Source organism: Methylocella silvestris (assembly GCF_002891535.1).
In the GTDB taxonomy this organism is placed as follows: Bacteria; Pseudomonadota; Alphaproteobacteria; order Rhizobiales; family Beijerinckiaceae; genus Methylocapsa; species Methylocapsa silvestris_A.
The window spans coordinates 37,549-61,853 of sequence record NZ_PDZR01000007.1; the positions used below are offsets into that span (position 1 = coordinate 37,549).

At 62.9% G+C, this 24,305-nt stretch carries 23 protein-coding genes; 10 read left to right on the top strand and 13 right to left on the bottom strand.

The features are described from left to right. Positions 1-38: 38 nt before the first annotated feature. Complete coding sequence (locus tag CR492_RS08195; RefSeq protein ID WP_102843267.1) at positions 39-875, bottom strand: molybdate ABC transporter substrate-binding protein; 837 nt, start codon at positions 873-875, stop codon at positions 39-41. Positions 876-1,433: 558 nt separating this feature from the next. On the opposite strand from CR492_RS08195, the gene CR492_RS08200 reads away from it, so the two are divergent. The 5 genes from CR492_RS08200 (at position 1,434) to CR492_RS08220 (ending at position 8,057) form a co-directional block, all read left to right on the top strand. Beyond that, entirely contained in the window at positions 1,434-4,607 is a 3,174-nt protein-coding gene (locus tag CR492_RS08200) for a filamentous hemagglutinin N-terminal domain-containing protein (RefSeq protein WP_180982476.1), read from the top strand. A 30-nt stretch (positions 4,608-4,637) separates the two neighbouring features. Further along, entirely contained in the window at positions 4,638-6,362 is a 1,725-nt protein-coding gene (locus CR492_RS08205) for a ShlB/FhaC/HecB family hemolysin secretion/activation protein (protein ID WP_102843269.1), read from the top strand. An 87-nt stretch (positions 6,363-6,449) separates the two neighbouring features. Continuing rightward, positions 6,450-6,878 carry a TonB-system energizer ExbB gene (exbB, locus tag CR492_RS08210; protein ID WP_102843365.1) on the top strand — a complete coding sequence of 143 codons (429 nt, stop codon included), beginning with the start codon at positions 6,450-6,452 and terminating at the stop codon, positions 6,876-6,878. Beyond that, the gene (locus CR492_RS08215) at positions 6,871-7,254 is read left to right on the top strand and encodes an ExbD/TolR family protein (protein WP_102843270.1); all 384 of its coding nucleotides are present in this window, start codon (positions 6,871-6,873) and stop codon (positions 7,252-7,254) included. The genes exbB and CR492_RS08215 overlap by 8 nt, the downstream gene beginning before the upstream one ends. A 44-nt stretch (positions 7,255-7,298) precedes the next feature. Then, positions 7,299-8,057 carry an energy transducer TonB gene (locus CR492_RS08220; protein ID WP_146030209.1) on the top strand — a complete coding sequence of 253 codons (759 nt, stop codon included), beginning with the start codon at positions 7,299-7,301 and terminating at the stop codon, positions 8,055-8,057. Positions 8,058-8,270: 213 nt separating this feature from the next. Here CR492_RS08220 and CR492_RS08225 read toward each other — a convergent pair whose 3' ends face one another. The 10 genes from CR492_RS08225 to CR492_RS20460 form a co-directional block, all read right to left on the bottom strand. After that, positions 8,271-9,527 (bottom strand): cupin domain-containing protein, encoded by a 1,257-nt coding sequence (locus CR492_RS08225; protein WP_102843366.1) that lies wholly within the window; start codon positions 9,525-9,527, stop codon positions 8,271-8,273. Between the two features lie 24 nt (positions 9,528-9,551). Beyond that, entirely contained in the window at positions 9,552-10,331 is a 780-nt protein-coding gene (locus CR492_RS08230; protein ID WP_102843272.1) for an alpha/beta hydrolase, read from the bottom strand. Positions 10,332-10,514: 183 nt separating this feature from the next. Continuing rightward, positions 10,515-10,748, bottom strand: coding sequence for a hypothetical protein (locus CR492_RS08235; protein ID WP_146030210.1), 234 nt, complete (start codon positions 10,746-10,748; stop codon positions 10,515-10,517). A 325-nt stretch (positions 10,749-11,073) separates the two neighbouring features. Then, on the bottom strand, positions 11,074-11,439 hold the full coding sequence (locus CR492_RS08240) for a response regulator transcription factor (RefSeq protein ID WP_102843274.1): 366 nt from the start codon (positions 11,437-11,439) through the stop codon (positions 11,074-11,076). Positions 11,440-11,512: 73 nt separating this feature from the next. Beyond that, positions 11,513-12,181 carry a response regulator transcription factor gene (locus tag CR492_RS08245; protein WP_102843275.1) on the bottom strand — a complete coding sequence of 223 codons (669 nt, stop codon included), beginning with the start codon at positions 12,179-12,181 and terminating at the stop codon, positions 11,513-11,515. Continuing rightward, positions 12,178-14,169, bottom strand: a complete 1,992-nt coding sequence (locus CR492_RS08250; RefSeq protein ID WP_102843276.1) for a PAS domain-containing sensor histidine kinase — start codon at positions 14,167-14,169, stop codon at positions 12,178-12,180. Before CR492_RS08250 ends, CR492_RS08245 begins: the two co-directional genes overlap by 4 nt. A 189-nt stretch (positions 14,170-14,358) precedes the next feature. Continuing rightward, complete coding sequence (locus CR492_RS08255; protein WP_102843277.1) at positions 14,359-14,862, bottom strand: cytochrome P460 family protein; 504 nt, start codon at positions 14,860-14,862, stop codon at positions 14,359-14,361. Between the two features lie 162 nt (positions 14,863-15,024). Beyond that, complete coding sequence (locus tag CR492_RS08260) at positions 15,025-15,849, bottom strand: alpha/beta fold hydrolase (protein WP_102843278.1); 825 nt, start codon at positions 15,847-15,849, stop codon at positions 15,025-15,027. A gap of 119 nt (positions 15,850-15,968) precedes the next feature. Further along, positions 15,969-16,928, bottom strand: a complete 960-nt coding sequence (locus tag CR492_RS08265; RefSeq protein ID WP_102843279.1) for an MBL fold metallo-hydrolase — start codon at positions 16,926-16,928, stop codon at positions 15,969-15,971. A gap of 664 nt (positions 16,929-17,592) precedes the next feature. Next, positions 17,593-17,952: a hypothetical protein gene (locus CR492_RS20460; protein WP_146030211.1), complete on the bottom strand. Its 360-nt coding sequence runs from the start codon at positions 17,950-17,952 to the stop codon at positions 17,593-17,595. A gap of 103 nt (positions 17,953-18,055) precedes the next feature. Here CR492_RS20460 and dusA point away from each other — a divergent pair, with 103 nt between their 5' ends. Beyond that, positions 18,056-19,063, top strand: coding sequence for a tRNA dihydrouridine(20/20a) synthase DusA (gene dusA, locus CR492_RS08275; protein WP_102843367.1), 1,008 nt, complete (start codon positions 18,056-18,058; stop codon positions 19,061-19,063). A 65-nt stretch (positions 19,064-19,128) separates the two neighbouring features. Here the strand turns inward: dusA and CR492_RS08280 are convergent, their stop codons facing one another. Both CR492_RS08280 and CR492_RS08285 read right to left on the bottom strand, forming a co-directional pair. Then, entirely contained in the window at positions 19,129-20,028 is a 900-nt protein-coding gene (locus tag CR492_RS08280) for an ATP-binding protein (RefSeq protein WP_102843281.1), read from the bottom strand. Positions 20,029-20,119: 91 nt separating this feature from the next. Continuing rightward, the gene (locus tag CR492_RS08285) at positions 20,120-20,467 is read right to left on the bottom strand and encodes a darcynin family protein (RefSeq protein ID WP_210200246.1); all 348 of its coding nucleotides are present in this window, start codon (positions 20,465-20,467) and stop codon (positions 20,120-20,122) included. Between the two features lie 136 nt (positions 20,468-20,603). Here CR492_RS08285 and CR492_RS08290 point away from each other — a divergent pair, with 136 nt between their 5' ends. From CR492_RS08290 to secF, 4 genes are all read left to right on the top strand, one after another. Then, positions 20,604-21,191 (top strand): TetR/AcrR family transcriptional regulator, encoded by a 588-nt coding sequence (locus tag CR492_RS08290; protein ID WP_245412015.1) that lies wholly within the window; start codon positions 20,604-20,606, stop codon positions 21,189-21,191. A 109-nt stretch (positions 21,192-21,300) separates the two neighbouring features. After that, positions 21,301-21,642, top strand: coding sequence for a preprotein translocase subunit YajC (gene yajC, locus CR492_RS08295; protein ID WP_102843283.1), 342 nt, complete (start codon positions 21,301-21,303; stop codon positions 21,640-21,642). 62 nt (positions 21,643-21,704) lie between these two features. Then, a complete protein-coding gene (gene secD / locus CR492_RS08300) occupies positions 21,705-23,303 on the top strand; it encodes a protein translocase subunit SecD (protein WP_102843284.1) in 1,599 nt (532 codons plus the stop codon). A 36-nt stretch (positions 23,304-23,339) separates the two neighbouring features. Further along, complete coding sequence (gene secF, locus CR492_RS08305; RefSeq protein ID WP_102843285.1) at positions 23,340-24,296, top strand: protein translocase subunit SecF; 957 nt, start codon at positions 23,340-23,342, stop codon at positions 24,294-24,296. Positions 24,297-24,305: the final 9 nt, after the last annotated feature.

The window sequence follows — 24,305 nt, forward strand, 5'->3', positions numbered from 1 at the left end:
GCAAGGATGGCTGAAGCCGGGCCTGCGAGGCTGCAGTCTCAGGGGAGCTTGTAGCAATATTGCTTGAGGATGTCGGTCCCTACAGCCGTTCCGGCGCCAGTTAGGAAGTTAATGAAACTGGTGAGTTCTGTCTCTTCATCCGCTGCGCGCGTGCGGGCAATCTTAATTCCCTTGAGCGCAAGTTCGAGATAGGGATGCGCCGCATTGTTCGAACGATATTCGTGGTGGTAGGTCCCATCCACATAATGCTCTGCGCCGCCGTAATATTGGCAGATTTGCGATTTCGCGACAAACCCATAGGCGTAGCTGCCGCCATCGACCGCAGCGAATGTCGAACCGATATCGTCCCGCGTCTTGACGTGGCCTTGTTGGAGCGCGGTAAGAATGCCGGGCGTTGTCGCCAATACCTGGGCCGTCGCCTTTCCATAGAAATCCGCGGCCGGATCAGCCATCACGAAATCCTTGGTTAAAGAGGAGGGCAGGCCGGCGCTGATATCCACGGAAGTGGAATAAAGCATCAATGAGCCGATGGCGTAGCGAAATGGGCTGCCGATCACAAGACTCGGATTGCTATTGACCAGATCATATGGGGATGCATATCCCGAAGACAAGAACAGATCATAAGGCCCCGTGGCGCCGCCATTTACGATGGCTGATTTCAGATTGTCCGTCGTGTCGGTGGTCACTACAACATTATAAGTCAGATTGCCATTGATTATGTAGTAGTTCTGGAAGGACGCAATAATGTCATTCAGCGCGTCGGAAAAACTCGGCGTTGCGCCAATTCTTATTGTCGTTGCGTGAGCTGGCGAATACAACAGCGCCAAGACCGTCGAAACGCCGAGCGCCAATTTTTTAACCTCACTACGTAACATGCTTGTTCCTTTCTTGTGAAGCTTGCTAATCAAGGCGAGACTTCCGCCTCAAGCGATCTACCCGGCCCGCTCGCGCCGGTCGGATAATCCATTGTCCCGCGCGCGATCAACGCAGCCGCGATGATGCGCGCAGCGGGAAACTCATAAAGACGCCAGCGTGATCGAGGATTCCGGATTAACGCGGCGGGCCAATTTGCGTCGCGACAATGAATCGCCGCGCCAGCAAGGGGGCGAGCTGATCTCGAATTCCATCGCGCCGGACGCGTTGGCCCATGTATTTATTTTGCGCAACCATATCCATGGCGTTCCGACGCCTCCTGCTGCGCGTGAGTCCTTGGTGCGCCCTGTACCAGACTACAGGGTCAGGACGCCGCGAAACGACCGCGTGGCCAATTTACCATACCGTCCGGAGATATCAGGCGTCCGCCGCGCTGCGCGGGATTGGGGCGCATTTTTCCGGTTGACGTAAGCGGAGCCGTTCCGTAACTAGGATGTACTATATCAAAAGGTATATAGCAAGCGCCGGCTTGGCGCGGGTATGTGATGTGTGAGTCCGCCATGTCCTCAACCTCAGTCGGAACGTCGAACATAGCGTGCGCCCTAGCCTCGCACCGCGGGCTGCGCCTTTCGGTCCGGTTGCGCGCATTGCATGGCCCCTTCGGCGCCATGACGACCATCGCCGCATTGCTCGCTCTGCCCCGTCCCGGACTCGCGGCGCCTGCCGGCGGCGTAGTGGTCGATGGCTCGGCGAACATCGCGCAGGCGGGCAGCGTCACCAACATCAATCAGTCCTCCAACCGGGCCATCATCAATTGGCAGGGCTTCTCCATCGGCTACGGGGAGACCGTCAACTTCAATCAACCCGGCGCGTCGGGGGTCACTCTCAACCGCGTCGTCGGCAATGAAGCGAGCATCATTTCCGGCGCGCTCAACGCCAATGGCCAGGTCTTCATCGTCAATTCCGCCGGCGTCCTCTTCAGCAAGAGCGCGCAGGTCAATGTCGGCGGGCTCGTCGCCTCGACGCTCGATATTTCCAATGCCAATTTCATGGCCGGGAACTACGTCTTCTCCGGCTCGTCGGCGGCTGCCGTCGTCAACCAGGGCTCCATCCATGCGAGCGATGGCGGCTATGTTGCGCTGCTTGGCAAGAAGGTCTCGAACGAGGGCGTGATCACCGCGACGCTGGGCGCGGTGGCGATGGCGTCGGGCAACAAGATCACACTCAATTTCGCCGGTGACTCGCTCCTCGACGTGACGATCGACGAGGGAACTCTCAATGCGCTGGTCGAGAACAAGCGGGCGATCAGGGCGGACGGCGGCCGGGTCATCCTGACGGCGAAGGCCGCCGACGCCGTCCTGTCGGCGCAGGTCAACAATACGGGGATCATCCAGGCCCGCACCATGGCGGCGCTGAAGGGCGGCGCAACCACGCGCGGAACGGCGCGGATCGGCTCGATCAAGTTGATCGCCTCGGGCGGCACGGTGAGGGTCGGCGGCACGCTCGACGCCTCGGCGCCCAGGGGCGGCAAGGGCGGCAAGATCGAAACCAGCGGCGAGAAGGTCAAAATCGCCGATAGCGCCTTCGTCACGACCAAAGCTTTGAGCACGGCGAACGGGAACTGGCTGATCGATCCCGACGGCTTCTCCATTGCGGCGAAGGGCGGCGACATCACCGGCGCGCGGCTCGGCGCTTTGCTTGACGAAAACAACATCACCTTGCAATCGACGAGCGGCAAAGGCAAAAGCGGCAACATCAGCGTCAACGACGCCGTGAGCTGGGCGGCCAACACGCTGTTGACGCTGGACGCCACCAAGACCATCCATATCAACGCGCCCATCACCGCCACGGGCGACAGCGCCGGGCTTGTGCTAAACTATGGCGGTTATGCGACGACTGGCAGCGTGGCGGCTGGCGCCGACTATCGAATCAACACAGGCATGGGCGCCTCGATCACCCTCAGCGGCGCCAACGCCAGCCTGAGCATCAACGGAAATGCCTACACGCTGATCCACAGCATGGCCGATCTGACGGCGATCACGCCGCTTCTCTACGACGCGAACGGCAATCCGGTCTACGATCCGGACACGCTGCTCCAGGCTTACGGACCCGGGGGAACGGGCTATTACGCGCTGGCGCAAAACCTCGACGCCGCGGGCGTCACCTATAACGGCCCGTTGATCTCGAACCTCTCCGGCGTCTTCGCCGGCCTCGGCCATACGATCAAAAACCTCAAGATCGATTCCACGGCGCCGAACGCCTACGGTCAATACGCCGACGGAGTTCTCATCGATGAGATCGGGGAAGGCATCGGCTCCGCCGCCGTGGTCCGCGACATCAAGCTGACGAATGTCAATATCGCGGGCTTCCAGGAGGCAGCCGGCTTGGCCTCGTCGAACCGGGGGACGATCAGCAACGTCTATGTGACGGGAAATATTAAGGTGACAGACGCCGGCAGGGCCGCGGGTCTGGTGGATGCCAATTCTGGACTGATTACGAACGCGCGTACCAATGTCGCCGTGACGGCCACACATGGCGGATCGGAAATTGGCGGGCTGGTCGGATACAATTCCAGCAGGGGCGTCATTCGCTACTCCACCGCCGATGGGTCCGTGCGAGCGGCCGGATATAGCACCTCCCCTGACAGCGGTCTTTATGGGAGCGTCGGCGTCGGCGGCCTGGTCGGAACCAATATCGGAACCATCGCCTACTCGAACGCCAATGTGACGGTGACGACAAAAGACAGCGTCAACGTCGGCGGCCTCGTCGGCGCCAATTACAACTTCAATACGCCCGGCGACGGCACGGCAGGCGTCATCATCAACTCCTCCGCAACGGGCAATGTGACGGCGACTTTCACCAGCAGCCAGTTGCTCGGTCAGTCTGGCTACGGCGTAGGCGGACTGGTCGGTTCCAACTATGGAGGCACGATCACGGGCGGGGTCGAGAGCGGGAACGTAAAAGTAACCTCGACGGACGCCTCCGGGCTCTCGGGCGTCGGCGGACTGGTCGGATATAACGAGTTCGGCACGATCTCCGATTCGTCCGCGACCGGCAATGTCTCAGCCGCCGGCAAAAATGTTTCCGACATCGGCGCCCTCGTCGGAATGAATCTGGACGACATCGCAGATGGCTTTGGCGGCATCGATAATTCCACCGCCAGCGGAACCGTGACAGGAAAAGGCGCTGGCGGACTGATCGGATCTGGTAACCTGAAAGCGGTCTCGGATTCTACGTTCACCGGGTCTGTAAACGGCGTCGGACCCGCCGTCGACGCCGCCGCCGCGGCGCAAGCCAAAGCCCAGGCCGACGCGGAGCAGGCGACGGCCCTGGAAGACGCCCGGCAGACGGCGGCGATCGCTCAAGCGGCGGCGAATTCAGCGACGGTCGTCGCCACGACGGACGCGGAAGATTCCGCGACGCCTCCCGACCCCGTGCGGGCGACCGCGGCGGGCAAGCGCGCAACGGCCGCGATCGCCGGACCGAAGACAGAGGACAGCGTCAAGATCGAGCAGCCCGCGCCGCGCGTCGCGACCACCGAGGAGACGCCCGCCTCGAGCGAACCGGCGCCCGTCCGCCACAAGGCGGAAACCAGGACGGCGCAGAAATCCGCCGTCAAAGGCAAGGGCGCGGGCTTCGGCGCCGCGATCCGCAGCATCGAGATCGATGGTCAGCACTACGATCTGCAGGACGACGCCTCGAAGAAAAACGCGCCGGGACAGAAAGCCCAGTAACAGGCCCTCGCGTCGGAAAGGTTTATCGTCATGAAGCTCCGCACCTTTCTTCTATGCTGTGGCGCACTGGAGGCCATGCTGGCCGGCGCGTTTCCGGCGCGGGCGCAAACCCCCGCGCCCATCGTGCCCTTTAATATCGGCGATGCGGTGCGCGAGAGCGAACAGTCGCGGCGGCCTCCGCTGCCGGCCCCGTCTGCCGCGCCCGTGCTGCCGCAACTCGTCGAGCCGCAATTTACGATGAAGGACAAGGAGACGCTGTTTGTCCGCAGCATCGAGATCGAGGGTCCAGACCTCGGCGCCGGCGCTGAGGCGCGCGAGCTGATCGCGCCCTACGAGAACCGCACATTGCAGCTTGGCGAAATCTACGGGCTCGCGGACCAGCTCACGACGCTCTACCGTACGAAGGGCTATCTCGTCGCCAAAGCCTATATCCCGGCTCAGGACGCGCGCGGCGGGGTGCTGCGGATCAAGCTCGTTCCCGGCCTATATGGAAATATCGCGATCAAGAACGGCTCGCTCGTCCGGGACGATTATCTGCGCGGCGTAATCGACCAGGCGCTCGCCGGCTCGCCGGTCATTCAGAAGGATCCGCTCGAACGCGCCATGCTGTTGATCTCCGATCTGCCAGGCGCCGGCATGCCGCGGGTTGCGATCGGCCCGGGCGGGCTGCCCGAGACGTCGGATTTTATCTTCAGCGCGCCGGAGGCGCGCCGCCTCGATGGCTATCTCCTTGGCGATAATTTCGGTTCGCCCTACACCGGGCGGGACAGGCTGAGCGGCGGCCTCAATCTGAATTCGCCGCTCGGATACGGCGACCGCCTTTCGGCTTTCGGCATCGTGTCGGAGCGGGCTGGCCTTGTGAACGGGCGCGCCGCCTATTCCTTTCCGATCTTCTGCGATGGGCTGCGCGGCGAAATCGGCGCCTTTCGCACGACCTACGCGCTGAGCGGCGTCTATCAAGGGCTCGACGCGACGGGCACGGCAGACGCGGTGACGGCGACGCTAACCTATGCGATGCGGCGCCAGCACGACGACAGCATCTATATCTCGGGCAACTACAGCCATATGTCGCTGAACGACAAAGCGCTTGGCGTTTCCTTCGCGCAGAGGACGATCGATCTCGGCACAGCGGCGATCACGCGCGACACCTTCAGCGACTTCATCGGCCTGCCACTGACGACGAGCGCGAGTTTCTCCTTCACCGCGGGCTACGTGAACTTCCCGGACCCTAAGCAGGAAGTCGCCAATATCGCGACCGTCGACACCGCTGGCAATTACGCGAAAATCAACCTCTCCTTTATCGCAACCCTCGCGCTCGCCGAGAGGCTGTCGCTTTCGGCCAATGTCAGGGGCCAGAAGTCGCTGTCGGGCAACCTCGATTCCAGTCAGCAAATGAGCCTCACCGGCTATTGGGGCGTGCGCTCCTATGATGAAGGGCTGAGCGGAGACAGCGGTTATCTCGTGACGCCCGAGCTGAAATACGCCCTGCCTGACATTTACGGCTATCGCCATGCGATCGGCGTCTTCACCGACGTCGGCGCCGCGTGGCTCGAAAACGGCTCCTACACCCTGACGCAGAAAAGCTACACGCAGCTGAATGATTTCGGTCTCAGCTACAACGCGACCTATGAATATTCGCCCGGACGGTTCTTATTGGCGAAGGCGCTGGTCGCCCATACCTATGGCTCCGATTGCGGCGCGAAGAGCTACGACCGGACCACCAAGGGGCTGGTGCAGGTCGGCTTCACGTTCTGAACCGGCAAGGCCCGCCGCGGCGCGCTCTTTTGGAGCGCAGACGCCTGGCTGCAAAGACTTAGCGGTTGAGGCGTGGAGACATTCGCGATGCAGATGCAATGGTTGTCGGCTGTCGTCGACTTCGGGGTGATCGGACTTCTGGCCGCGCTCAATATCCTCGTGATTGCGATCGTTCTGGAGCGGTTGTTCTTCTATCGCTCGCTTGACCCCGATCTTTTTCAAAACGTCAAGGCGCTCGAGCTGGAACTGACCAAGCGTCTTACCATCGTCGCTTCCGTCGCCTCCAACGCGCCCTATATCGGGCTGCTCGGCACGGTTCTTGGCGTCATGCTGACTTTTTACAACATGAACCTTGAGGCGTCCGCGGACGCCGGCAAGATCATGGTCGGCCTTGCTCTCGCATTGAAGGCGACGGCCGCCGGCCTCGTCGTGGCGCTCGTATCGGTTGCCGCCTACAATGCGCTGTTGCGCAAGACAAGAGTGCTGCTGCTCCAATGGGAGATCGCCCATGGATGAACGCCCTTTCGAGTCGCTTAACGTCATTCCCTTCGTGGACATCATGCTGGTGCTGTTCACCATCGTGCTGACCACGGCGAATTTCATTGCGACGGGCCGCGTTCCGATGTCGTTGCCGCAGGCTTCACGCGCGCCGGTCGAGAAGCATCAGGACAAGACGATCGAACTCAACGCCAACGGCGAGATCTATTTCGACGGCGAAATTTTCGCGCAAGACATATTCGAGAACCGTTTGCGGGCGCTGCCGCCCGAGACCACGTTTCTCGTCCGCGCCGATCGGACGCTCGCCTTTCAGAGGTTCATCGACGTCGCCGATCTGCTGAAGCGGCTGAATTTCACCAGGGTCGCCGTGCAGACCCAGAGCGTGTCCAGATAGGACCGCCAGCGAGCGTCTTGAAGTCGGGATCGTCAATCATTCTCATGTCCGAAACAAAGGCGCGCGGAAGATCGCGGTTCACGATCTATCATGGCTTGGCCGTCTCGCTCGCGCTGCATTGCGCCCTCGCGCTGCCCTTCGTGCTGCAGGAGCTGTCGCCGGCGCCTGACGAGCCGGAGATCCTCGTCGTCGAGCTGCAGGGCGTCATCGCCGATACCCAGAGCGAACAGAAGACGCTTCAGGAGACGAAGGGGGCCGCCCAGCAGGAAGCGGCGGAGGCGGGCCGGCCTGCGCAGGCGGTCGCCGCTCCCGCAGAGCCGCCGCCGCCCGAAGATCAGCCAAAGGATGACCCGGCGAGGGAAGAGGTATTGGCCGCGCCCCCCGTCCCCACGACAATCCCGCCTCCGCCTGACGCCGCCCCGCCGCAACCGTCGCAGGGGGCGGGGGCCAACACGAGCGCCGGCGCCGAGGAGCGCAGCGCAGCGCAAAGGATCCGGATGGAGCGCGACGCAGAGCGCGATCGCCTCAAAGCCTATGTCAAACGGCTGACGAAAAGGGTCCAGGCCCATCTCGCCTATCCCGACGAAGAGCGGCAGGCCGGTCTGCAGGGCGCGGCGACGGTGTCCTTCACCATCCTGCCGGGCGGAGCGATCCGTCCGGAAACCCTGAAGATCATATCGACCAGCGGCCAGCCGAAGCTCGATGCCAGCGCGCTGAAGACAATTCGGCTGAGCGGGCCATTCGATCCGCCGCCAAGAGAGATGACCGTGGCGCTGGCGGTCGCTTTCGGCCGCAGGCGCTAGGCGAAAGCGGTATCCCAAACGGACCCGTCGAGCAGGGATGAGGATCACAGGAGGAGGATCGATTATAGTGCAGGTTGCGGACCATTTTTGGTCCGCAACTAAAAAATCTGTCCGGTCAGCATCTACGCGGGTCGTATCGCCAATTGATACGGCGGCGCCGCTACTGCTGTAACGGAGCCAACGCTTGTTCGTGGCGATGCCGATGTGAGAGACCTAGACCGGCACGACGCCGACGCTGGCGCGCGGGAACTTGGCGATAACGTCAGCCGGGACGTTCAGATGCGATGTCACCATCTGCGGCGGTGTGTGGGTCAGCCAGTCCGACAGGCCGATGTCCTGATAGGACTCCGCGCGAAACACCTCGAGAAACACGAGGTCATCGGAGCCGACATTCTTGATGTAGTGGCCGAAGTTGCGCCTGATGTAGCCGATGTCGCCCGAATGAAAATTGGTCGTGACCGCCTTCGGCCCGGTGTCGAACACAGTCATCTGGCCGGCGCCCTTGATGTAATACTGCCACTCGTCGGCGTTCGGATGCCAGTGCAATTCCCGCATGCCGCCGGGATGAACGGTGACGAGGGCGGCGGCGATGGTTTTCGAGACTTTGAAATTCTCGCTGTCGGCGATCTGCACCATGCCGCCCTTGGTCTGTTTGGCCACGGGGCCGCTGCCGAGAGAAAAGACGAACGGATTGGGCGGCGTGCCGGCGGAGCTCTTGACGGCGGCGAGGTCGGCCGCAAGCGGGCCGGGGAGCTCGCTTTGGAAGATGTAGGTGTCGGTCAGCGGGATCTTGCTGAAGGTCTCAGCGGGCACGCCAAAATTCAGAGCGAGGACGTCCGGCGGCGTGTGGGCGAACCACTCATTCAGCAACAGCGTGTCATATTCCGACTGCTTGCCGTCGTCGAAGCAAAGCAAAAACTGCGCGCCGTCCGGGCCAAGCCCTTGCAGGGAGTGCGGATAGCCGGCGGGAAAATACCACAGATCACCTTCCTTCACATCGGCGACCGATGCGCGTCCCTGCGGGTCGAGCACCGTGACGCGGCATGAGCCATAGGTCATAAAGGCCCATTCCGCCGCCTGATGCCAGTGCATCTCGCGGATCGCGCCCGCGGCAAGCCGCATGTCGACGCCGGAGATCGTCGTCGAAATCGGAAAGCTCTCCTGCGTGACCTGGCGCGCCCAGCCGCCGTTCTGGATGCGCCGCTGTGCGTTGTTGAATGTCGCCCAGAACTCCGGCAGGGCTCCGACGTCGGTCGGCGGCGGATTGATCGAGGTCGGGAACTGACCGGACATGACGTCGTCATGCGGCCCCGGAATGGTCACGCTGGCCGGGTTGCCTGTGGTGTTGATGACGCCTTGGGGCGGCTCGTCAGGGTTGCCGAAGGAGGGGCCGGCAACCGCGGGGCCAATCCCCGCGACGCTCGCCGCCGCGCTGAGCGCCAGTATGCTGCGCCGTGAAAGCTCGTCCATGATCATTTCTCCCTATGCTGTTGTTCAGGGCGCGGCATGTTTCGCGGCGTCCTCGATCACCGCCGCCACTTCCTTCGGGCGCGATTCATAGACCGAGTGGCTCGCGCCCTTGAGTTCGATGGTATGGCTCTTGGCGCGGGCATAGTACCACCGCTCAAGATCGGGATTGATAATTTTGTCGTCGCCGGCGACAATTCCCCAGCTTGGCTTTGTCTTCCACGCGGCGACAGACATTGGCGTCGTGAAAACCTGAGCCGCCGTCAGGATCTGCGAGCTTGCCTCGAAGTCAGCCTGTTTGCGCGGTAGATCGGCGGCGAAATCCGCGTGAAAATCCGCGCGATTAAGAAAAGTGAACCCGTCATCCGTGTGCTGGATCGCGCCCTCCTGCTTCTGCGTGAAGCTGGGCATGCCCTTGCCGAGGGCGGCTTCATCCTCGCCGACATCGGGCGCATGGGCGGCGACATAGACGAGGCCGACGACATTCGGATGCACGCCAGCTTCAGTAATGATCGAGCCGCCATAGCTATGGGCGACGAGGATGGTTGGGCCGCTCTGCAGGTCGAGCACGCGCTTTGTCGCCGCAACATCATCGGCAAGCGAAGTCAGCGGCTCCTCAACCATCGTTACATGGTAGCCATCCCTGACGAGGATTTCGTAAACGGGCTTCCAGCCGGAGGCGTCGACCCAGGCGCCATGAACCAGCACGATATTCTTCGCAGGTTCGGCGAGAGCCGGGACGCAGCCGCCGGTCAAAAACAAAGCCGCGATCGCGGCGCGACGAAGATTACATCCGCTCTTAAGCATAATGGCTCCTCATGTCTTTGAACCCACGGGCGGGCTGATCTCCGTGGCGCGTTTCTGTCGAAGCTGCTCGCCCGCGCCGACATCGGATATGATTTGCGGCCGCCCCATAGACCAGGGCGGCCGAGGAAAGCTGGCGTTCTGCAGGCTGAACGTTCGGTAGACGAGGCGTCGCTTAAAGACGCTTCAATGCGCGTCGTCGCTGCTATAGCCATGCGTGCTGGCATAGATGCTCGAATGCTGACCAACCTCATTGGACGGGCTGAGGGTCTGCGAGGACATCATAATCATGCTGGCGTCGCCGCGCGGGCCGGCGATTTCCCCGTAGTTGATCGAGGAGTTCGCGCTACGAGCCGAAGCCCCGCCGGCAAGGGCGAGCGCGAGGAACAGCGACGAGGTGTAGATCAGGCGTTTTTGCATCGAAATGCTCCATTGTGAAAGATAATGCGCAAAGGCCCTTTGGCTGTTGCGGCTTCCGCTCCGATCTGTGGAACAGATGACGCTGTAACAATACATCTTCTGTACATCGCGTCTTTCATACTTAGGTTTGCCGGCATATAGGGCGGCGACGCCTTTTCCTTGCTGATGTACGCGCGCAATCTGGCGCCCGATCGCCGTTCAGTCGGCTCGAACCGGGGCGGTTATGGATTGGACGCGTCGAAGATCATGAATGCGCCAGGCGGCGCGGCCGCGCCGGCCGCCAGATATCCCGATGGGCTGGGCTCAGCAGCGAAAGGCGGGGGCCCTATTTCGGCATGTTGTCTTCAACGCAGGCGAGAAGCGCGTCGGCGTCGAAGGGCTTTGCAAAAAAGCCGGCGGCGCCGTTGGCGATCGCCTCCGCGCGGGCGATGTCTGTCGGGTGCGCCGTCATCAAGATGATCGGAAAGCGGCGCGCCATTGGGACAAGACGCCCCTGAAGCTCAAGGCCGCTCATGCCGGGCATGTGAACGTCGGCGATGAGGCAGGCCGTCTCATGAAGTTCGGTTGAGACGAGAAAATCCTCGGCCGAGGCGAAGGTGCAAACGTCAAGCCCGATTGAGCGCAGGAGGCTCGCGGTCGCGGAGCGAACCTCGGCGTCGTCGTCGACGATTGAGATGGTTAGAGGCGGCAACGCAAATCCACCGGGTTGAGCGGAGCGGCCCCCGCGTTCAGCCACTTTACGGCGTGGCGCGAGGCCAATGATATTATACTGAAGTTTGAAAACGCGCCGCCGAGACGTCCCTGACGTTCAAAATCTCGGCCATTCGCACGAGATCGGCGAGCGATTGCGCGCTCATTTTCTTCATCATCGCGCCGCGATGGATTTTTACGGTGATTTCGCTGAGGTCAAGCCGAGCCGCCACCTGCTTGTTCATGAGGCCGGCGACGACGAGGCTCATCACTTCGCGCTCTCTGGCGGTCAGCGACTGATAGGCCCCGCGCAGCCCGGCCTCCTTCGCCTCGCTCGCGCGGCGCTGCCGGTCGTGCTCGATCGCTGCGGCCACGGCGGCCAGCATGGCCTCTGCCTCGAAGGGCTTTGGCAGAAAGTCGATCGCCCCCGTCTTCATGGCCTGCACCGACATCGGAATATCGCCATGGCCGGTCATGACGATCACTGGAATCAGCACGCCGGCCTGCGCGAGCTCGGCCTGAAAATCGATTCCGCTCGAACCCTTGAGGCGAACATCGAGCACGAGGCAGGACGGCTTGTCCGGCGCGCCGGCGGCGCAGAACGCCTCCGGCGATTCGAACAGAGCGACGCCATAGCCGCTCGCGCGGAGCAGGCTGCCGAGCGCGCTTCGGACTTCGGCCTCGTCGTCGATCACGCAAACAATCGCCGGCTCCTGCGCATTCGCTTCGGCGCTGTCTTTCATGCCGCAGCCTCCTCCAAAGGCAGAGTGAAGTGAAACGTTGCGCCGCCGCCGTCATTGTTCTCGGCCCAGATGCGGCCGCCATGCGCTTCGACGATCGAGCGGCAGATCGACAGCCCCATGCCCGTTCCGCTGCTCTTGGTGGTGAAGAAGGGCTCGAAGACGGCGTCGGGATTTTGCTCCTTGATCCCCTCGCCGCTGTCGCGCACGCTGATCCGCGCAAAGCCCGCGCCCTCGCGCTGCGTCGCAACGAAAAGATCGCGCCGCCGCGGATCGATCGCCGCCATCGCCTGCGCGCCGTTCATCGCCAGATTGATGACGACCTGCTGGATCTGCACGCGATCGCCGAGGACCCGCGGCAGATCGGCGGCAAAACTCTGCCGCAGGTTGATCGCGCCGGTCGTGAGTTCGCGCCGCATCAGCGCGACGGCCTCCTCGATCGCTTCGGCGAGATGCAGCGGAATTTTGGGCGCGGCGCCCTTTTTCGTCAGCGCCTTCAGCCCGGCGACGACCTCGCCCGCGCGCTTTCCGTTTTCGATGATATGGTCGAGGCAATCGCGAACCTCCTGCGCGGCCGGCGCCTCGCGCGTCAGCCAGCGCCGGCCTGATTGAGCGTAGGTCGTGATCGCCGCCAGCGGCTGGTTGACTTCATGGGCGATCGAGGCCGCGAACTGACCGAGCAGCGCCACCCGCGCGGCGTGGGCGAGTTCGGCCAGCGTCTGGTCCAGCCGCGCCTGCGTCAAATTGCGCTCGGTGAGGTCGATGGCGGTGATGATCATGCGCCGCCAGCCCTCGCCGGGCGCGACGATGCAGGCGCGCAGCAGCACATCGATGGTTTTTCCCCGCAACGTGCAAAACTGCGTCTCCGCCTCGACGATCGCTGCGCCATCGGCGAGCTGGGCCAGCAAATGGGCGAGCGTGTTCTCTGCCGCCGTCGTCGAAAAGATCGACATGCTGCGTCCGATCAACGCCTCGCGCCTCGGCGCCTCGAAAAGCTTCACCGCCTCCTCATTGGCTTCCGTGATCTCTGCGGCCGACGCCATCTGGCGTAAAGTCGCGCGATGCGCGTCGAGATAGGCGCCAATATCGCCGACGCCTGCTTTTTGCAGATCCTCGACCGCCTCAAATCGCCCGGACCAATCCGCCTCCCATATGGCGAAGCCGGCGGCGCGGAAAATGGCGCCATAGCGCTCCTCGCTGCGGCGCCGTTCGGCCTCGGCTTTGCGCTCCGCCGTCAGGTCGGCGCTCGTCTCGATGATCCCGGCCGGGCGACCGTCCGAATGGTAGCGCACGAGCCAGCGGCTGGCGAGCACGATCCGCGTTCCATCGCGGCGGCGGCGCGTGAGTTCGCCGGACCAGCTGCCTGCCGCGGCGAACCCTTTGGCGACCTCCTCAGCGGGATATTGCGTCTCCAGCAGTTCGCGGCAGATCCGCCCCACCGCCTCCTTGCGCGTCCAGCCATAGAGCGCCTCGGCGCCGTCGTTCCAGTAGAGGATGCGGTCATCTGCGTCGCGGATCGTCACCGTGTCATGGGTGAGCTCCAGCATGCGCGCCTGCTCGGCCGCCGTCGTTTCGGCCGACCAGCTCCTGACCGCAAGCAAAGTGGTGATCGCCAGCGCCGTCAGGCTGACGCCGAGGCGGACATAAGCGCCGTTGAAGGCTTCGCCCCAATGCGACGAGACGAAGGCGACCAGAACCAGAACGCAGCAGCCGGCTCCCGCCGCGAGGACAAAGCGCCGGTCGGCGACCCGCGCGACGAGCAGCACAACAGCCGTGTAGAGGACGGCGACGGCGCCATCAAGCGGGCTCAGAACATCCGCCGCGAAGATCAGGGCCGCGGCCGCCGCAGCGGCGAGGATTTGCAGGCGCCGCCGCCTCGACCAGCGTTTCTGCGGCCGCAACAGCGGCGGCAGCGCGTCGTCGCCGCCCGAAATAGCGCCCGCGCGGTTTTCCTGGGGCAAATCCTGAGGCGATGCGGCGGGTTCGAACATGAGCGTCTCGGCGCCCGCTTGATGGCGAAGCCGCCATTCGCCCGCAGCGGCTCAAACATCCGTGTCGAAGCTCAGGCGCGTCCAATGATCCGCTTGCTTACCTCAGCCGTCGCGCCTCGACAAGACGGCGCGCCCGGTCGGGAGCGGAGCGGATGAGGGCACAGGCCGTGCGTCGCTCCATCGCGGCTCTCAAGGCGCATAGCGGGTGAAGACAAAGTCGCGCGCTTCAACGGGGACATGGCAGGAAAAGCAGGCGCCGAGCATCGCATCGTCGACGGGTTTGCCGTCGTTGAACTGTGCGAAACCCCAGCCGCCTGTCGCGGCGAATTTTCTTGCGTCCTTGACCATAAACTGAACATTCGTGGGCGCGCCCGCCACGAATGATTGGTCACGGCCGAAGACCTTGTTGTTTTCCTCCGACGGAACGTAACGCCAGGCAAGCCGGGCAATGATCGCGCCGTCCGGGAACGGGAGCGTTCCTTCCCGGTAGGCCTTGATTGCTACATCGTTGCCCAGAATGGCGCGCAGATCGTTGAGGTCGCCTTCTTCGTGGGCCACGGAGATCAACCTCCAGTCCCGGTATCCGGGAGGGAGTTTGATACCGAAGAGCGGGACGGGCTCCGCGCCGCCTTGTCCGGATGCGGGGGCCATGGCTGCGGGCGCGCCGGACAGCGCGGCGACTGCGGCCAGCATGACTGTGCTCCGTCTCATACGATCCCCCTTCAGAGTTCGGCGGTCCTCTGCTGCACCGCGTTCAAAACGATGTTGATGTTCTCCCGGTACAGGAGGGCTGACGATCGCGCGCCATTCGTCAGCCCCTGAAATGTGATGTCGCCCGGCAACGCGCCTGTGGCGTTACGATGTCAGGAATGCCAGCAGATCGGCGTTGACCGTCTCGGCCTGAGTCGTGATCATGCCGTGGGGAAAGTCCTTGTAGGTCTTCAGTGTTGCGTTCTTCAACAGTTTGGCGCTTAACGGGCCGGCAGCGACATAGGGCACGATCTGATCGTCTTCGCTGTGCATCACCAGCACCGGCACGTTGATCTTTTTGAGGTCTTCGGTGAAGTCTGTCTGTGAGAAGGCGACGATCCCGTCATAATGCGCCTTCGCGCCCCCCATCATGCCCTGTCTCCACCAATTGGCGATCGCAGCCTCGATCGATTCCACGCCCGGCCGGTTGAATCCGTAGAACGGGCCTGCCGGCAGGTCGCGGTAGAATTTCGACCGGTTTGCCGCGAGCTGCGCCTGCAAATCGTCGAACACCGCCTTTGGCAACCCGAGCGGGTTGGCCGGCGTCTGCACCATCAAGGGCGGAACCGCGCTGATGATCGCCGCTTTGGATACCCGGCTTTCGCCGTGACGGGCGAGATAGTGGACAACCTCGCCGCCGCCTGTCGAATGTCCAACATGGATCGCGTCCTTGAGATCGAGATGGGCGGTCACCGCCGCGAGATCGTCGGCGTAGTGATCCATGTCATGGCCGTCGCCCGTCTGGGTCGATCGGCCATGGCCTCGGCGGTCATGGGCTATGACGCGATAGCCCTTGTTGAGAAAGAACAACATCTGCGCGTCCCAGTCATCCGATGACAGCGGCCAGCCATGACTGAAGACGATCGGCTGTCCAGATCCCCAATCCTTGTAAAAGATGTCGACGCCGTCTTTTGTTGTTATCATGCCCATGTGGCGATATCCTTGTATTTATTGACGAAATGACATCTGTATCTAGCTTGCGTTTAGGCTTGCTTGCATCGGGTTCCTCGTCACATACATAGTGACTGTCCTTCCGTCGTTGGCGGCAGTCAAACGCCCTCAAAGACCAATCGTGTGAAAAAGTCGGGGTCAATCACGAAACTGCCGAATTTGCCGTCGAAGGCCGCGGTTGGCTTTGCCGCGACGATTTCATCCCGTGACCGGCCTTGCGTCTTGAGCGCGGCGACATTCTCCCGAACCGCCACGAGCATGTCGCGGAATTCTTGCAGTTCGGATTTGTTGCTCACCGGCTGACCATGGCCCGGGATGATGATGGTGTTATCCGTGACGACTGCGAGATTGGCGTCGCACGCCGCAATCGTTCCATCGATGCTTCCCCCGGTCGAATAATCAATGAAGGGGTAGACGCCGTTCCAGAAGGTGTCGCCGACATGCATGATGTCGGCTTCTGCAAAATGAACGGAAATGTCGCTGTCGGTATGGGCGGGACCATAATACTTGCAATTGAGCGTGGCGCCATTGAGCTTCAGGGTGCGATCGCTCGAAAAGACATCGTCAGGAATTCCGCCGGCGCCGAGGGGAAGAAAATTGTAGTCCCAGTCCTCGACGCGCTGGACCTGCGACAGGCGCTTGCGCGTGTTCTCGTGAGCGATGATTTTTGCGCCGGCCGCATGTAGCCACTCATTCCCGTCGGCGTGATCGAAGTGCCAGTGAGTGTTGATCAGATGGGTGACAGGATCGGCGCCGAGGTCGGCAAGAGCCTTGCGGATGTTGGTCTGCGATAGTCTGATGCCGGCGTCGACAAGCACCTTTCCGTCCGAGCCTGTGAGCACAGCGATATTGCCGCCTGAGCCCTCAAGGACGCTCACGTCGCCACGAAGCCTGTGAGTCACGATCGGCGTCACGGCGGCGCTGTCTTTGATCAGGCTGACGAGACCGCGCGCCTCGGCGTAGGCCTCCCGCGGCGTCAGCCAACCCGCCAATCCTGCCTGAGCCGCTCCGATGCAGCACAAGCAGAATCCGCGTCTCGAGAGGGTCCTGCGCTCCATTGTCTTCCCCGCCTTCGAAGGTTAGCCGATTATGTCCGATGGTCTGGTCAGTGTTTGATAAAGGCGTGAGGACCTGCATTGTCGCAATGCGGCAGGCTCTTCGATCAACGTCAGGATCCCGGCAGGGATGAGACCTGGTGTTTGCTCGCCGGCGAAACCGTTTGCCAATGAACCCCTATGATGGCTTCATTAGCGTGCAACGAGCCAAGTTTGCGGTTTCCGGCGTCTTTTGGCAATCCTCGAATTTCGAAATATCGCGCTCAATGATCGGGAAGCGCTAGCCGATGGATCGGTGGGACGGGATGTCCGTCTTTATGGCGATCGTTGAGGGCATGGCGCGGCGATCGGCTTGGAACTCCGCCTCCATGGCCGGCGGCTGGGCGCCCTCACGCCACGGAAACGTGTCGCTGACATGGCGTCCCTTGCGACGAATTTGGACACGCCAGGAACCGGACGGTAGTTTCGCGACGGCAGCCATCGGGTTAGGAGGTTGATCCACCCAAAATGGAAACGTAAGCCGTGTATAGAGGCGCCGGCCGCCAGCGAGTTTGCGCGTGTCAACCGAATTGGTAGCTATAACTCTTAGGTTGGCGGGACGAAATCATAGACCAGACCGCCGAGAGCGACATCCTCACCCTGAGCGCAATATCCGGCGGACTTCAAACTACAATTGCCATGGCGACGGTGTCAGCCCGGCGCTTCGTCCAATCACGGCGCGATCCGAATCGATAGCCATTGCCGGACGATCCAGAGTGGAATTCTTGCATTTGCGAGATTCGCGTTTCAGGTCGAGCGTCGCCGCCTTGGACCGGAGGGGCGCCTTGCCCACCGCCGCCATATCGTTCATATGGAGGTCGATCAATCCCTGAAGGTGTTGATTTTGGCGACGCGCGCGATCGTCGAGGGCGCCACGCCGGTCCGCAGCGGGCGGGCGCACGCCGCGAAACGTCTCGCTGAAATGGCGTCCCTTGCGACGAATTTGGACTCGCCAGGAACTGCAAGGTAGTTTCGTAACGGCCGCCATTTTGGTGTGCGGGCCGTGTGCGCTCCGGCGTCGAAGCGGGGCGTTTGCGGCGTAACAGCGAGTGCGGACGGCGCTGCCTGACGGCCTGATAGTACTGAAAAAAATGAAGCAAACTCAAACACATAGATTTTCAGTAGCGCCGATGATGGATTGGACCGACCGCCATTGCCGGTCTTTCCATCGTCTCCTGACCCGGCGCGCGCGGCTTTATACGGAAATGGTGACGACGGGCGCCGTGCTGCACGGCCAGCGCGACCGGCTGCTTGGGTTCGACGCGGCGGAGCATCCCGTCGCCGCGCAGCTTGGCGGCTCCGATCCTGCCGATCTTGCCGCGGCCGCGCGCATCTGCGCCGATTTCGGCTATGACGAAATCAACCTCAACGCCGGCTGCCCGTCGAAGCGGGTGCAGAACGGCGCCTTCGGGGCCTGCCTGATGCGCGAGCCGCAGCTCGTCGGCGAATGCGTTTCCGCCATGAAGGCCGCCGTCGATGTGCCCGTCACGGTCAAATGCCGCATCGGCGTCGACGAGCAGGAGCCGCGCGAGGCGCTGTTCGCCTTCGCGGAGACCGTGCTGGCGGCGGGCGCCGACGCGCTGATCGTGCATGCGCGGAAGGCCTGGCTGGAGGGCCTGTCGCCGAAAGACAACCGCCATATCCCGCCGCTCGATTATGCGCTGGTCCATGAGCTGAAGCGGCGTTTCCCCGATAGGCCGATCGCCATCAATGGCGGGCTCGATACGATCGACGCCATGCGCGCGCAGCTGGATCATGTCGACGGCGTGATGATTGGGCGCGCGGCCTATCAGGATCCCGCGCTGCTGCTTGAGGTCGATCCGGTGTTTTTCGGCGAGGACGCCCCCTTCTCAGAGATGGCGCAGGCGATCGAGGCTTTTACGCCCTATATCGCGGCGCGGCTGTCGGAGGGAGTTCCGCTCAACGCCATGGCCCGGCATCTGCTCGGCGCTTTCAATGGCCGGCCGGGCGCGCGCGCCTTCCGCCGGCATCTGGCGACGGAATCGGTCAAGCCCGGCGCCGGGCTTGAAGTCCTGCGCGCGGCCCTCGCGCTGATTGGCTCAAGAGCGGGCGAGGATCAGGCTATGGCGGCGGAATAGCTGCGCCCACCTAAACGTCCGTCGTGACGAAGGCGCCGATCGGTCGTTCTCCGCCGCAAACGGTCTCAATCGAGCCGCTTGCCGAGCCGCCCCGCAAGATCCTGAATATATTGGAACGCCGTCCGCCCCGAGCGGGCGCCGCGGGTGATCGCCCATTCCAGCGCCTCGCGCTCGATCACGGGGCGGTCCTGCGCGAGGCCGAAATGTTGGGCGTAACCGAATACCATGTCGAGATAGTCGGCCTGCGAGCAGGCGTGGAAGCCGAGCCAGAGGCCGAAACGGTCGGACAGCGAGACTTTCTCCTCGACGGCCTCGCCGGGATTGATCGCCGTGCCGCGCTCATTATCAACCATCTCGCGCGAAAGAATATGGCGCCGGTTTGAGGTGGCGTAGAACAGAACGTTTTGCGGCCGTCCCTCGATGCCGCCCTCAAGCACCGCCTTCAGCGATTTGTAATTCGTATCAGCGGCGTCGAAGGAAAGATCGTCGCAAAAGACGACGAAGCGGTAGGGCGCCTCGCGCAAAAGCCCCATCAGAAGGGGCAGGCTGTCGATGTCCTCGCGATGGATCTCGATCAGTTTCAGCGGGGCGAGCGCTCCAGCGCCGCTCAAGCGCTGGTTGACGTCAGCATGGGCCGCCTTGACCAGCGAGGATTTGCCCATGCCGCGCGCGCCCCACAAAAGTGCATTATTGGCCGGAAATCCGCGCGCGAACCGCTCCGTGTTGTCGGTTAATATATCGCGCAGCCGATCGATGCCGCGCAGCAACGCCATGTCGACGCGATTGACGCGCGCGACGGCGGACAGATGCGGCGCGTGAGCCGAAAAGATAAAGGCGTCGGCGGCGGAAAAATCGAGGGCCGCGGGCGGCGCCGGAACCAGCCTTTCGAGCGCAGTCGCGATGCGCTCAAGCGCAAGCGCGGCGCGGGCGTTGGCGAATTCATCAGGATTGCGAGCGTCGGTCATCGATCATCTGGCCAAAAGCAGATAAAGGGAGCGGCGTTAGATCATGGCGGCAGGCGCTTGGCTATACCGCGCGCCGCCGCCTCCAGTCCCTTCACGCCGCAAGCGGCGCCTCGCCATAATTGGCGGCATAGGCGTTCTCGACCGCCGGGATGATCTCGACGATGTCGAAGAAGCGATCCCAGAAGGCCGTCTCGCGCAGATCTTCCACCAGAAGCTCATAGGCGTGGTGGCTCGTCGCCTCCCAGAGCCATATGTCGGTGACGCGGGCAGAATAGAACTCGGCGTCGTAGAAACGCAGCCGCACGCCCTCGGCGTGTTTGCGCAGGATCGGCTCGAAGTGCTCGCGAAGCTCGGCGAACCTGGTTTTGACCGGGAAGCCAAGCCACTCCGGGGACGTTTTTACAAGCATGAAGACGGTCAGTTTTACGGGTGTGGTCATTTCAAGATCCTTGGCGATTGCCTTGACAGGCGACGCGCCTATATTGCGAGTTATTACTCGTATTTGAAACTCGCATCCCGGCATGTCCGACCCGCTCCGCTCCCCTGCGCTTAAGCCACGGAAAAAGCCCGCACAATTGCGCTCGGCTGAGACCGTCGCCTGCATCATCGAGGCTGCGGCTCGCATTTTGGAGGAGCGCGGTTTTGCTGGCTACACGACCAATGCCGTCGCCGAAAAGGCAGGCGTCGGCGTCGGTTCGCTCTATCAATATTTTCCCGGCAAGGACGCGCTGACGGCGGCGCTGATCGAACGCGAAACGGCCGTGCTGCTCGACGATGTGGCCGAAGCCGAGCGGGCGGCGAGCGGCGCGCAGGGGTTGAAACAGCTGATCCGCGCCGCGGTCGCCCATCAGATGCGGCGGCCGGCTCTTGCGCGCCTGCTCGATTTCGAGGAGCAGCGGCTGCCGCTGGAGCTCGAGGTCGGCAGGGTCTCGTTCCGGCTGGAGCAGGCCATCGTCCGCCTTCTCGCGCGGATGGCGCAAGAAAGCCCGGCCGACCCGCAGCAGGCGGCCGCTGACATGCTCGCCATCTGCAAGGGAATGGTCGACGCGGCGGGACAGCGCGGCGAGACAGACGCGGCTTCTCTCGAAGGGCGCGTCGCGCGCGCCATCTTCGGCTATCTGGAGCCGCTTCGTCCCGGTCGCGACGCGGCGTTAGAGGCGTGACCCCGCTTCAAGGCGCGCCCCCTGGGCGCCATTGCTTTCATGGCCGCGCCCGCTATAGTCCGCGCGCTTCGGGAGCGCCTGGAGCCGCGAAAAATCGAGGAGTTCGGAATTGTTTACCCCAGCTTTCGCCCAGGCGGCCGGCGCGGGCGGCGGAGCGACGGATCTGATCGTTCAGTTGATCCCCTTCGCGCTGATCCTCGCGATCATGTATTTCCTCATCATGCGGCCGCAGCAGAAGCGCGCCAGAGATCATGCCGACCTCATCAAGAATTTGCGCCGCGGCGATAGCGTCGTCACCTCCGGCGGGCTGATCGGCAAGGTGACGAAAGTTATCGACGACGCCGAGGTCGAGCTCGAAATCGCCCCCAATGTACGGGTCCGGGTGGCGCGCGGCCTCGTCACGGACGTCCGGTCGAAGGGCGAGCCCGTCAAGGACGCGGCCAACTCCTAGGCTTAACTTTCCGCCGGGCGCAGCCGCGCTCCCGCCTGATCTCTCCGGACGATTTCAAACTTATGCTGCGTTTTGCGACCTGGAAGATCGTCTCCATCGTGATGATGACCGTCATCGCGCTGCTGCTCATCGTGCCGAGCCTGCTCGGCCCGCAGAGCCGCGCGGCGCTGATGGCGCATGCGCCAAGCTTCCTGCCGATCCGGCCGATCGTGCTCGGCCTCGATCTGCAGGGCGGCTCGCATGTCCTGCTCGAAGTCGACGGCCAGTCGGTCGTCAAGACGCTGATCGACAATCTGCGCGACAGCGTCCGCCGCACCCTGCGCGAAGAGAAGGCCTCGATCTCCGGCGGCATTGGCGTGCAGCCGCGCGGCGTGCAGCTGCGCATTCCGGACGCCGCCGAACGCGAGCGGATCATGCCGAAGCTGCGCGCGCTCACGGCTCCCGCGAGCGCCGGCATATCCGGCGTCGCCGGCGCGCCCGTCTTCGACGTCACGGAGACGGCCGACGGCCTCATCCAGTTCACCGTGACCGAGGCGGGGATCAAGGCCAAGATGCGGCGGGCGGTCGAGCAATCGATCGAGGTTTTGCGCCGGCGCGTTGACGCCCTTGGCACCACCGAGCCGAATATCCAGCGCCAGGGCGACGACCGCGTGCTGGTCGAGGTGCCGGGCCTGCAGGACACCGGAAAACTCAAGGAAATCCTTGGCACGACGGCCAAGCTCGAGTTTCGCCTTGTCTCCGATACCGGCGCCGTTCCCGCCGAGACGGAAATGCTCGAGGAGGTCGACCGGCCGGGCTCGAAGCTTCCCGTGCAGAAGCGCGTGATGGTGCAGGGCGAGGATCTGACCGACGCCCAGCCGGGCTTTGACAGCCGCACGCAGGAGCCCGTCGTCAACTTCCGCTTCAATATTCGCGGCGGCCAGCGCTTCGGCGAGGTCACCTCCGAAAATGTCGGCCGCCCCTTCGCTATTGTGCTGGACGGCAAGGTGATTTCGGCGCCGCGCATCCTCGGCCCGATCACCGGCGGCTCCGGGCAGATCTCCGGCCATTTCACGGTGGAATCGGCCAATAATCTTGCGATCCTGCTGCGGGCGGGCGCGCTGCCGGCCAAGCTCACCATCGTCGAGGAGCGCACGGTCGGGCCGGGTCTTGGCCAGGATTCGATCGACGCTGGCAAGCGCGCCGCCTATGTCGGCGCGGCGCTGGTCGCCTTTTACATGCTGATCACCTACGGGATTTTCGGGGTATTCGCCAATATCGCGCTGTTCGTCCACATCGCCTTTATCTTTGCCGGGCTGGTGCTGCTTGGCGCGACGCTGACGCTTCCCGGCATCGCCGGCATCGTCTTTACGATCGGCATGGCGGTCGACTCGAATGTGCTGATCTATGAGCGCATCCGCGAGGAATCGCATGCCGGCCGCTCGATCGTGTCCTCGCTCGACGCCGGCTTCAAGCGCGCCTTCGCGACCATCGTCGATTCCAACGTAACCATGTTCGTCGCCGCCGCGATCCTGTATTTTATCGGTTCGGGCCCGGTGCGCGGCTTCGCCGTCTCGCTCGCGCTCGGCATTCTGACGACCATCGTGACGGCGGTGACCATGACGCGCATGATGATCACGCTGTGGTACCGCACCAAGCGGCCGGTCAAGCTGCCGATCTGAAATCAGGCGCCCGCCTCAGGCAAAAGGCTGTTCGAGATGAAACTTCTGCGCCTCGCGCCGGAAAACACCAAATTCCCGTTCATGCGCTTCCGGCGCATCAGCTATCCGTTCTCGGCTGTGATGTCGATCATCTCAGTGGTGCTGTTCCTGACGCTCGGCATGAATTTCGGCATCGATTTTTCCGGCGGCACGCTGATCGAACTGCGCGCGAAATCTGGCGTCGCCGACATCGCCGCGCTGCGCTCGGTCGGCGAGGGCGCACATGTCGGAGAGGTCGAGGTGCAGGGTTTTGGCCAGCCCTCGGATGTGACGCTCCGCTTTGGCGTCCAGCACAGCGAACAGGGCGACGCCGCGGCGCAGGAGGCGGCTGTCGCCAGGATCAAGACGGCGGTCGGCAATGATTATGACTTCCGTCGCGTCGAGGTCGTCGGCCCCCGCGTTTCCGGCGAACTGGTGCAGTCCGGCACGCTTGGCGTCGTTCTCGCGATCGTCGCGGTGCTGTGCTATCTGTGGTTCCGCTTCGAATGGCAATTCGCCGTCGGCGCGATCATCGCCACCATGCATGATTTGCTACTGACGGTCGGCTTCTTCTCGCTGACGCGGCTCGAATTCAATACGACCTCGATCGCGGCGATTCTGACCATCGTCGGCTATTCGCTGAACGAGACTGTCGTCGTGCTCGACCGCATCCGGGAAATGATGCGCAAATACCGCAAGATGCCGACCGACGAGCTGATCGATCTCTCGGTCAACGCCGTGCTGCCGCGAACCATCATGACCGCGACGACGGTGTTTCTCGCGCTGCTCTCTCTGGTGGTTTTCGGCGGCCAGGTCATCCGCTCCTTCTCGATCGCGATGATCTGGGGTATTTTCGTCGCCACCTATTCGTCGGTTTTCATCTGCTCGCCAATGCTGATTTACCTTGGCCTTCGCAACGAGACCGTCGGGCAGGAGCCGACCCCCGGCGGCAAGCTCGCCAAGAATTCGGCCTGATCTCACGCC

What these genes read in the sequence shown, in the direction of transcription:
- CR492_RS08265 (WP_102843279.1), bottom strand. Translation starts at nt 16,928, where the DNA reads ATGGAGCGCAGGACCCTCTCGAGACGCGGATTCTGCTTGTGCTGCATC.
- dusA (WP_102843367.1), top strand. Translation starts at nt 18,056, where the DNA reads ATGAAGCAAACTCAAACACATAGATTTTCAGTAGCGCCGATGATGGAT.
- CR492_RS08255 (WP_102843277.1), bottom strand. Translation starts at nt 14,862, where the DNA reads ATGCTGGCCGCAGTCGCCGCGCTGTCCGGCGCGCCCGCAGCCATGGCC.
- secF (WP_102843285.1), top strand. Translation starts at nt 23,340, where the DNA reads ATGAAACTTCTGCGCCTCGCGCCGGAAAACACCAAATTCCCGTTCATG.
- CR492_RS08215 (WP_102843270.1), top strand. Translation starts at nt 6,871, where the DNA reads ATGGATGAACGCCCTTTCGAGTCGCTTAACGTCATTCCCTTCGTGGAC.
- secD (WP_102843284.1), top strand. Translation starts at nt 21,705, where the DNA reads ATGCTGCGTTTTGCGACCTGGAAGATCGTCTCCATCGTGATGATGACC.
- CR492_RS08235 (WP_146030210.1), bottom strand. Translation starts at nt 10,748, where the DNA reads ATGCAAAAACGCCTGATCTACACCTCGTCGCTGTTCCTCGCGCTCGCC.
- exbB (WP_102843365.1), top strand. Translation starts at nt 6,450, where the DNA reads ATGCAGATGCAATGGTTGTCGGCTGTCGTCGACTTCGGGGTGATCGGA.
- CR492_RS08195 (WP_102843267.1), bottom strand. Translation starts at nt 875, where the DNA reads ATGTTACGTAGTGAGGTTAAAAAATTGGCGCTCGGCGTTTCGACGGTC.
- CR492_RS08230 (WP_102843272.1), bottom strand. Translation starts at nt 10,331, where the DNA reads ATGCTTAAGAGCGGATGTAATCTTCGTCGCGCCGCGATCGCGGCTTTG.
- CR492_RS08260 (WP_102843278.1), bottom strand. Translation starts at nt 15,849, where the DNA reads ATGGGCATGATAACAACAAAAGACGGCGTCGACATCTTTTACAAGGAT.
- CR492_RS08285 (WP_210200246.1), bottom strand. Translation starts at nt 20,467, where the DNA reads ATGACCACACCCGTAAAACTGACCGTCTTCATGCTTGTAAAAACGTCC.
- CR492_RS08200 (WP_180982476.1), top strand. Translation starts at nt 1,434, where the DNA reads ATGTCCTCAACCTCAGTCGGAACGTCGAACATAGCGTGCGCCCTAGCC.
- CR492_RS08220 (WP_146030209.1), top strand. Translation starts at nt 7,299, where the DNA reads ATGTCCGAAACAAAGGCGCGCGGAAGATCGCGGTTCACGATCTATCAT.
- CR492_RS08245 (WP_102843275.1), bottom strand. Translation starts at nt 12,181, where the DNA reads ATGAAAGACAGCGCCGAAGCGAATGCGCAGGAGCCGGCGATTGTTTGC.
- CR492_RS08280 (WP_102843281.1), bottom strand. Translation starts at nt 20,028, where the DNA reads ATGACCGACGCTCGCAATCCTGATGAATTCGCCAACGCCCGCGCCGCG.
- CR492_RS08205 (WP_102843269.1), top strand. Translation starts at nt 4,638, where the DNA reads ATGAAGCTCCGCACCTTTCTTCTATGCTGTGGCGCACTGGAGGCCATG.
- CR492_RS20460 (WP_146030211.1), bottom strand. Translation starts at nt 17,952, where the DNA reads ATGGCGGCCGTTACGAAACTACCTTGCAGTTCCTGGCGAGTCCAAATT.
- CR492_RS08225 (WP_102843366.1), bottom strand. Translation starts at nt 9,527, where the DNA reads ATGGACGAGCTTTCACGGCGCAGCATACTGGCGCTCAGCGCGGCGGCG.
- CR492_RS08250 (WP_102843276.1), bottom strand. Translation starts at nt 14,169, where the DNA reads ATGTTCGAACCCGCCGCATCGCCTCAGGATTTGCCCCAGGAAAACCGC.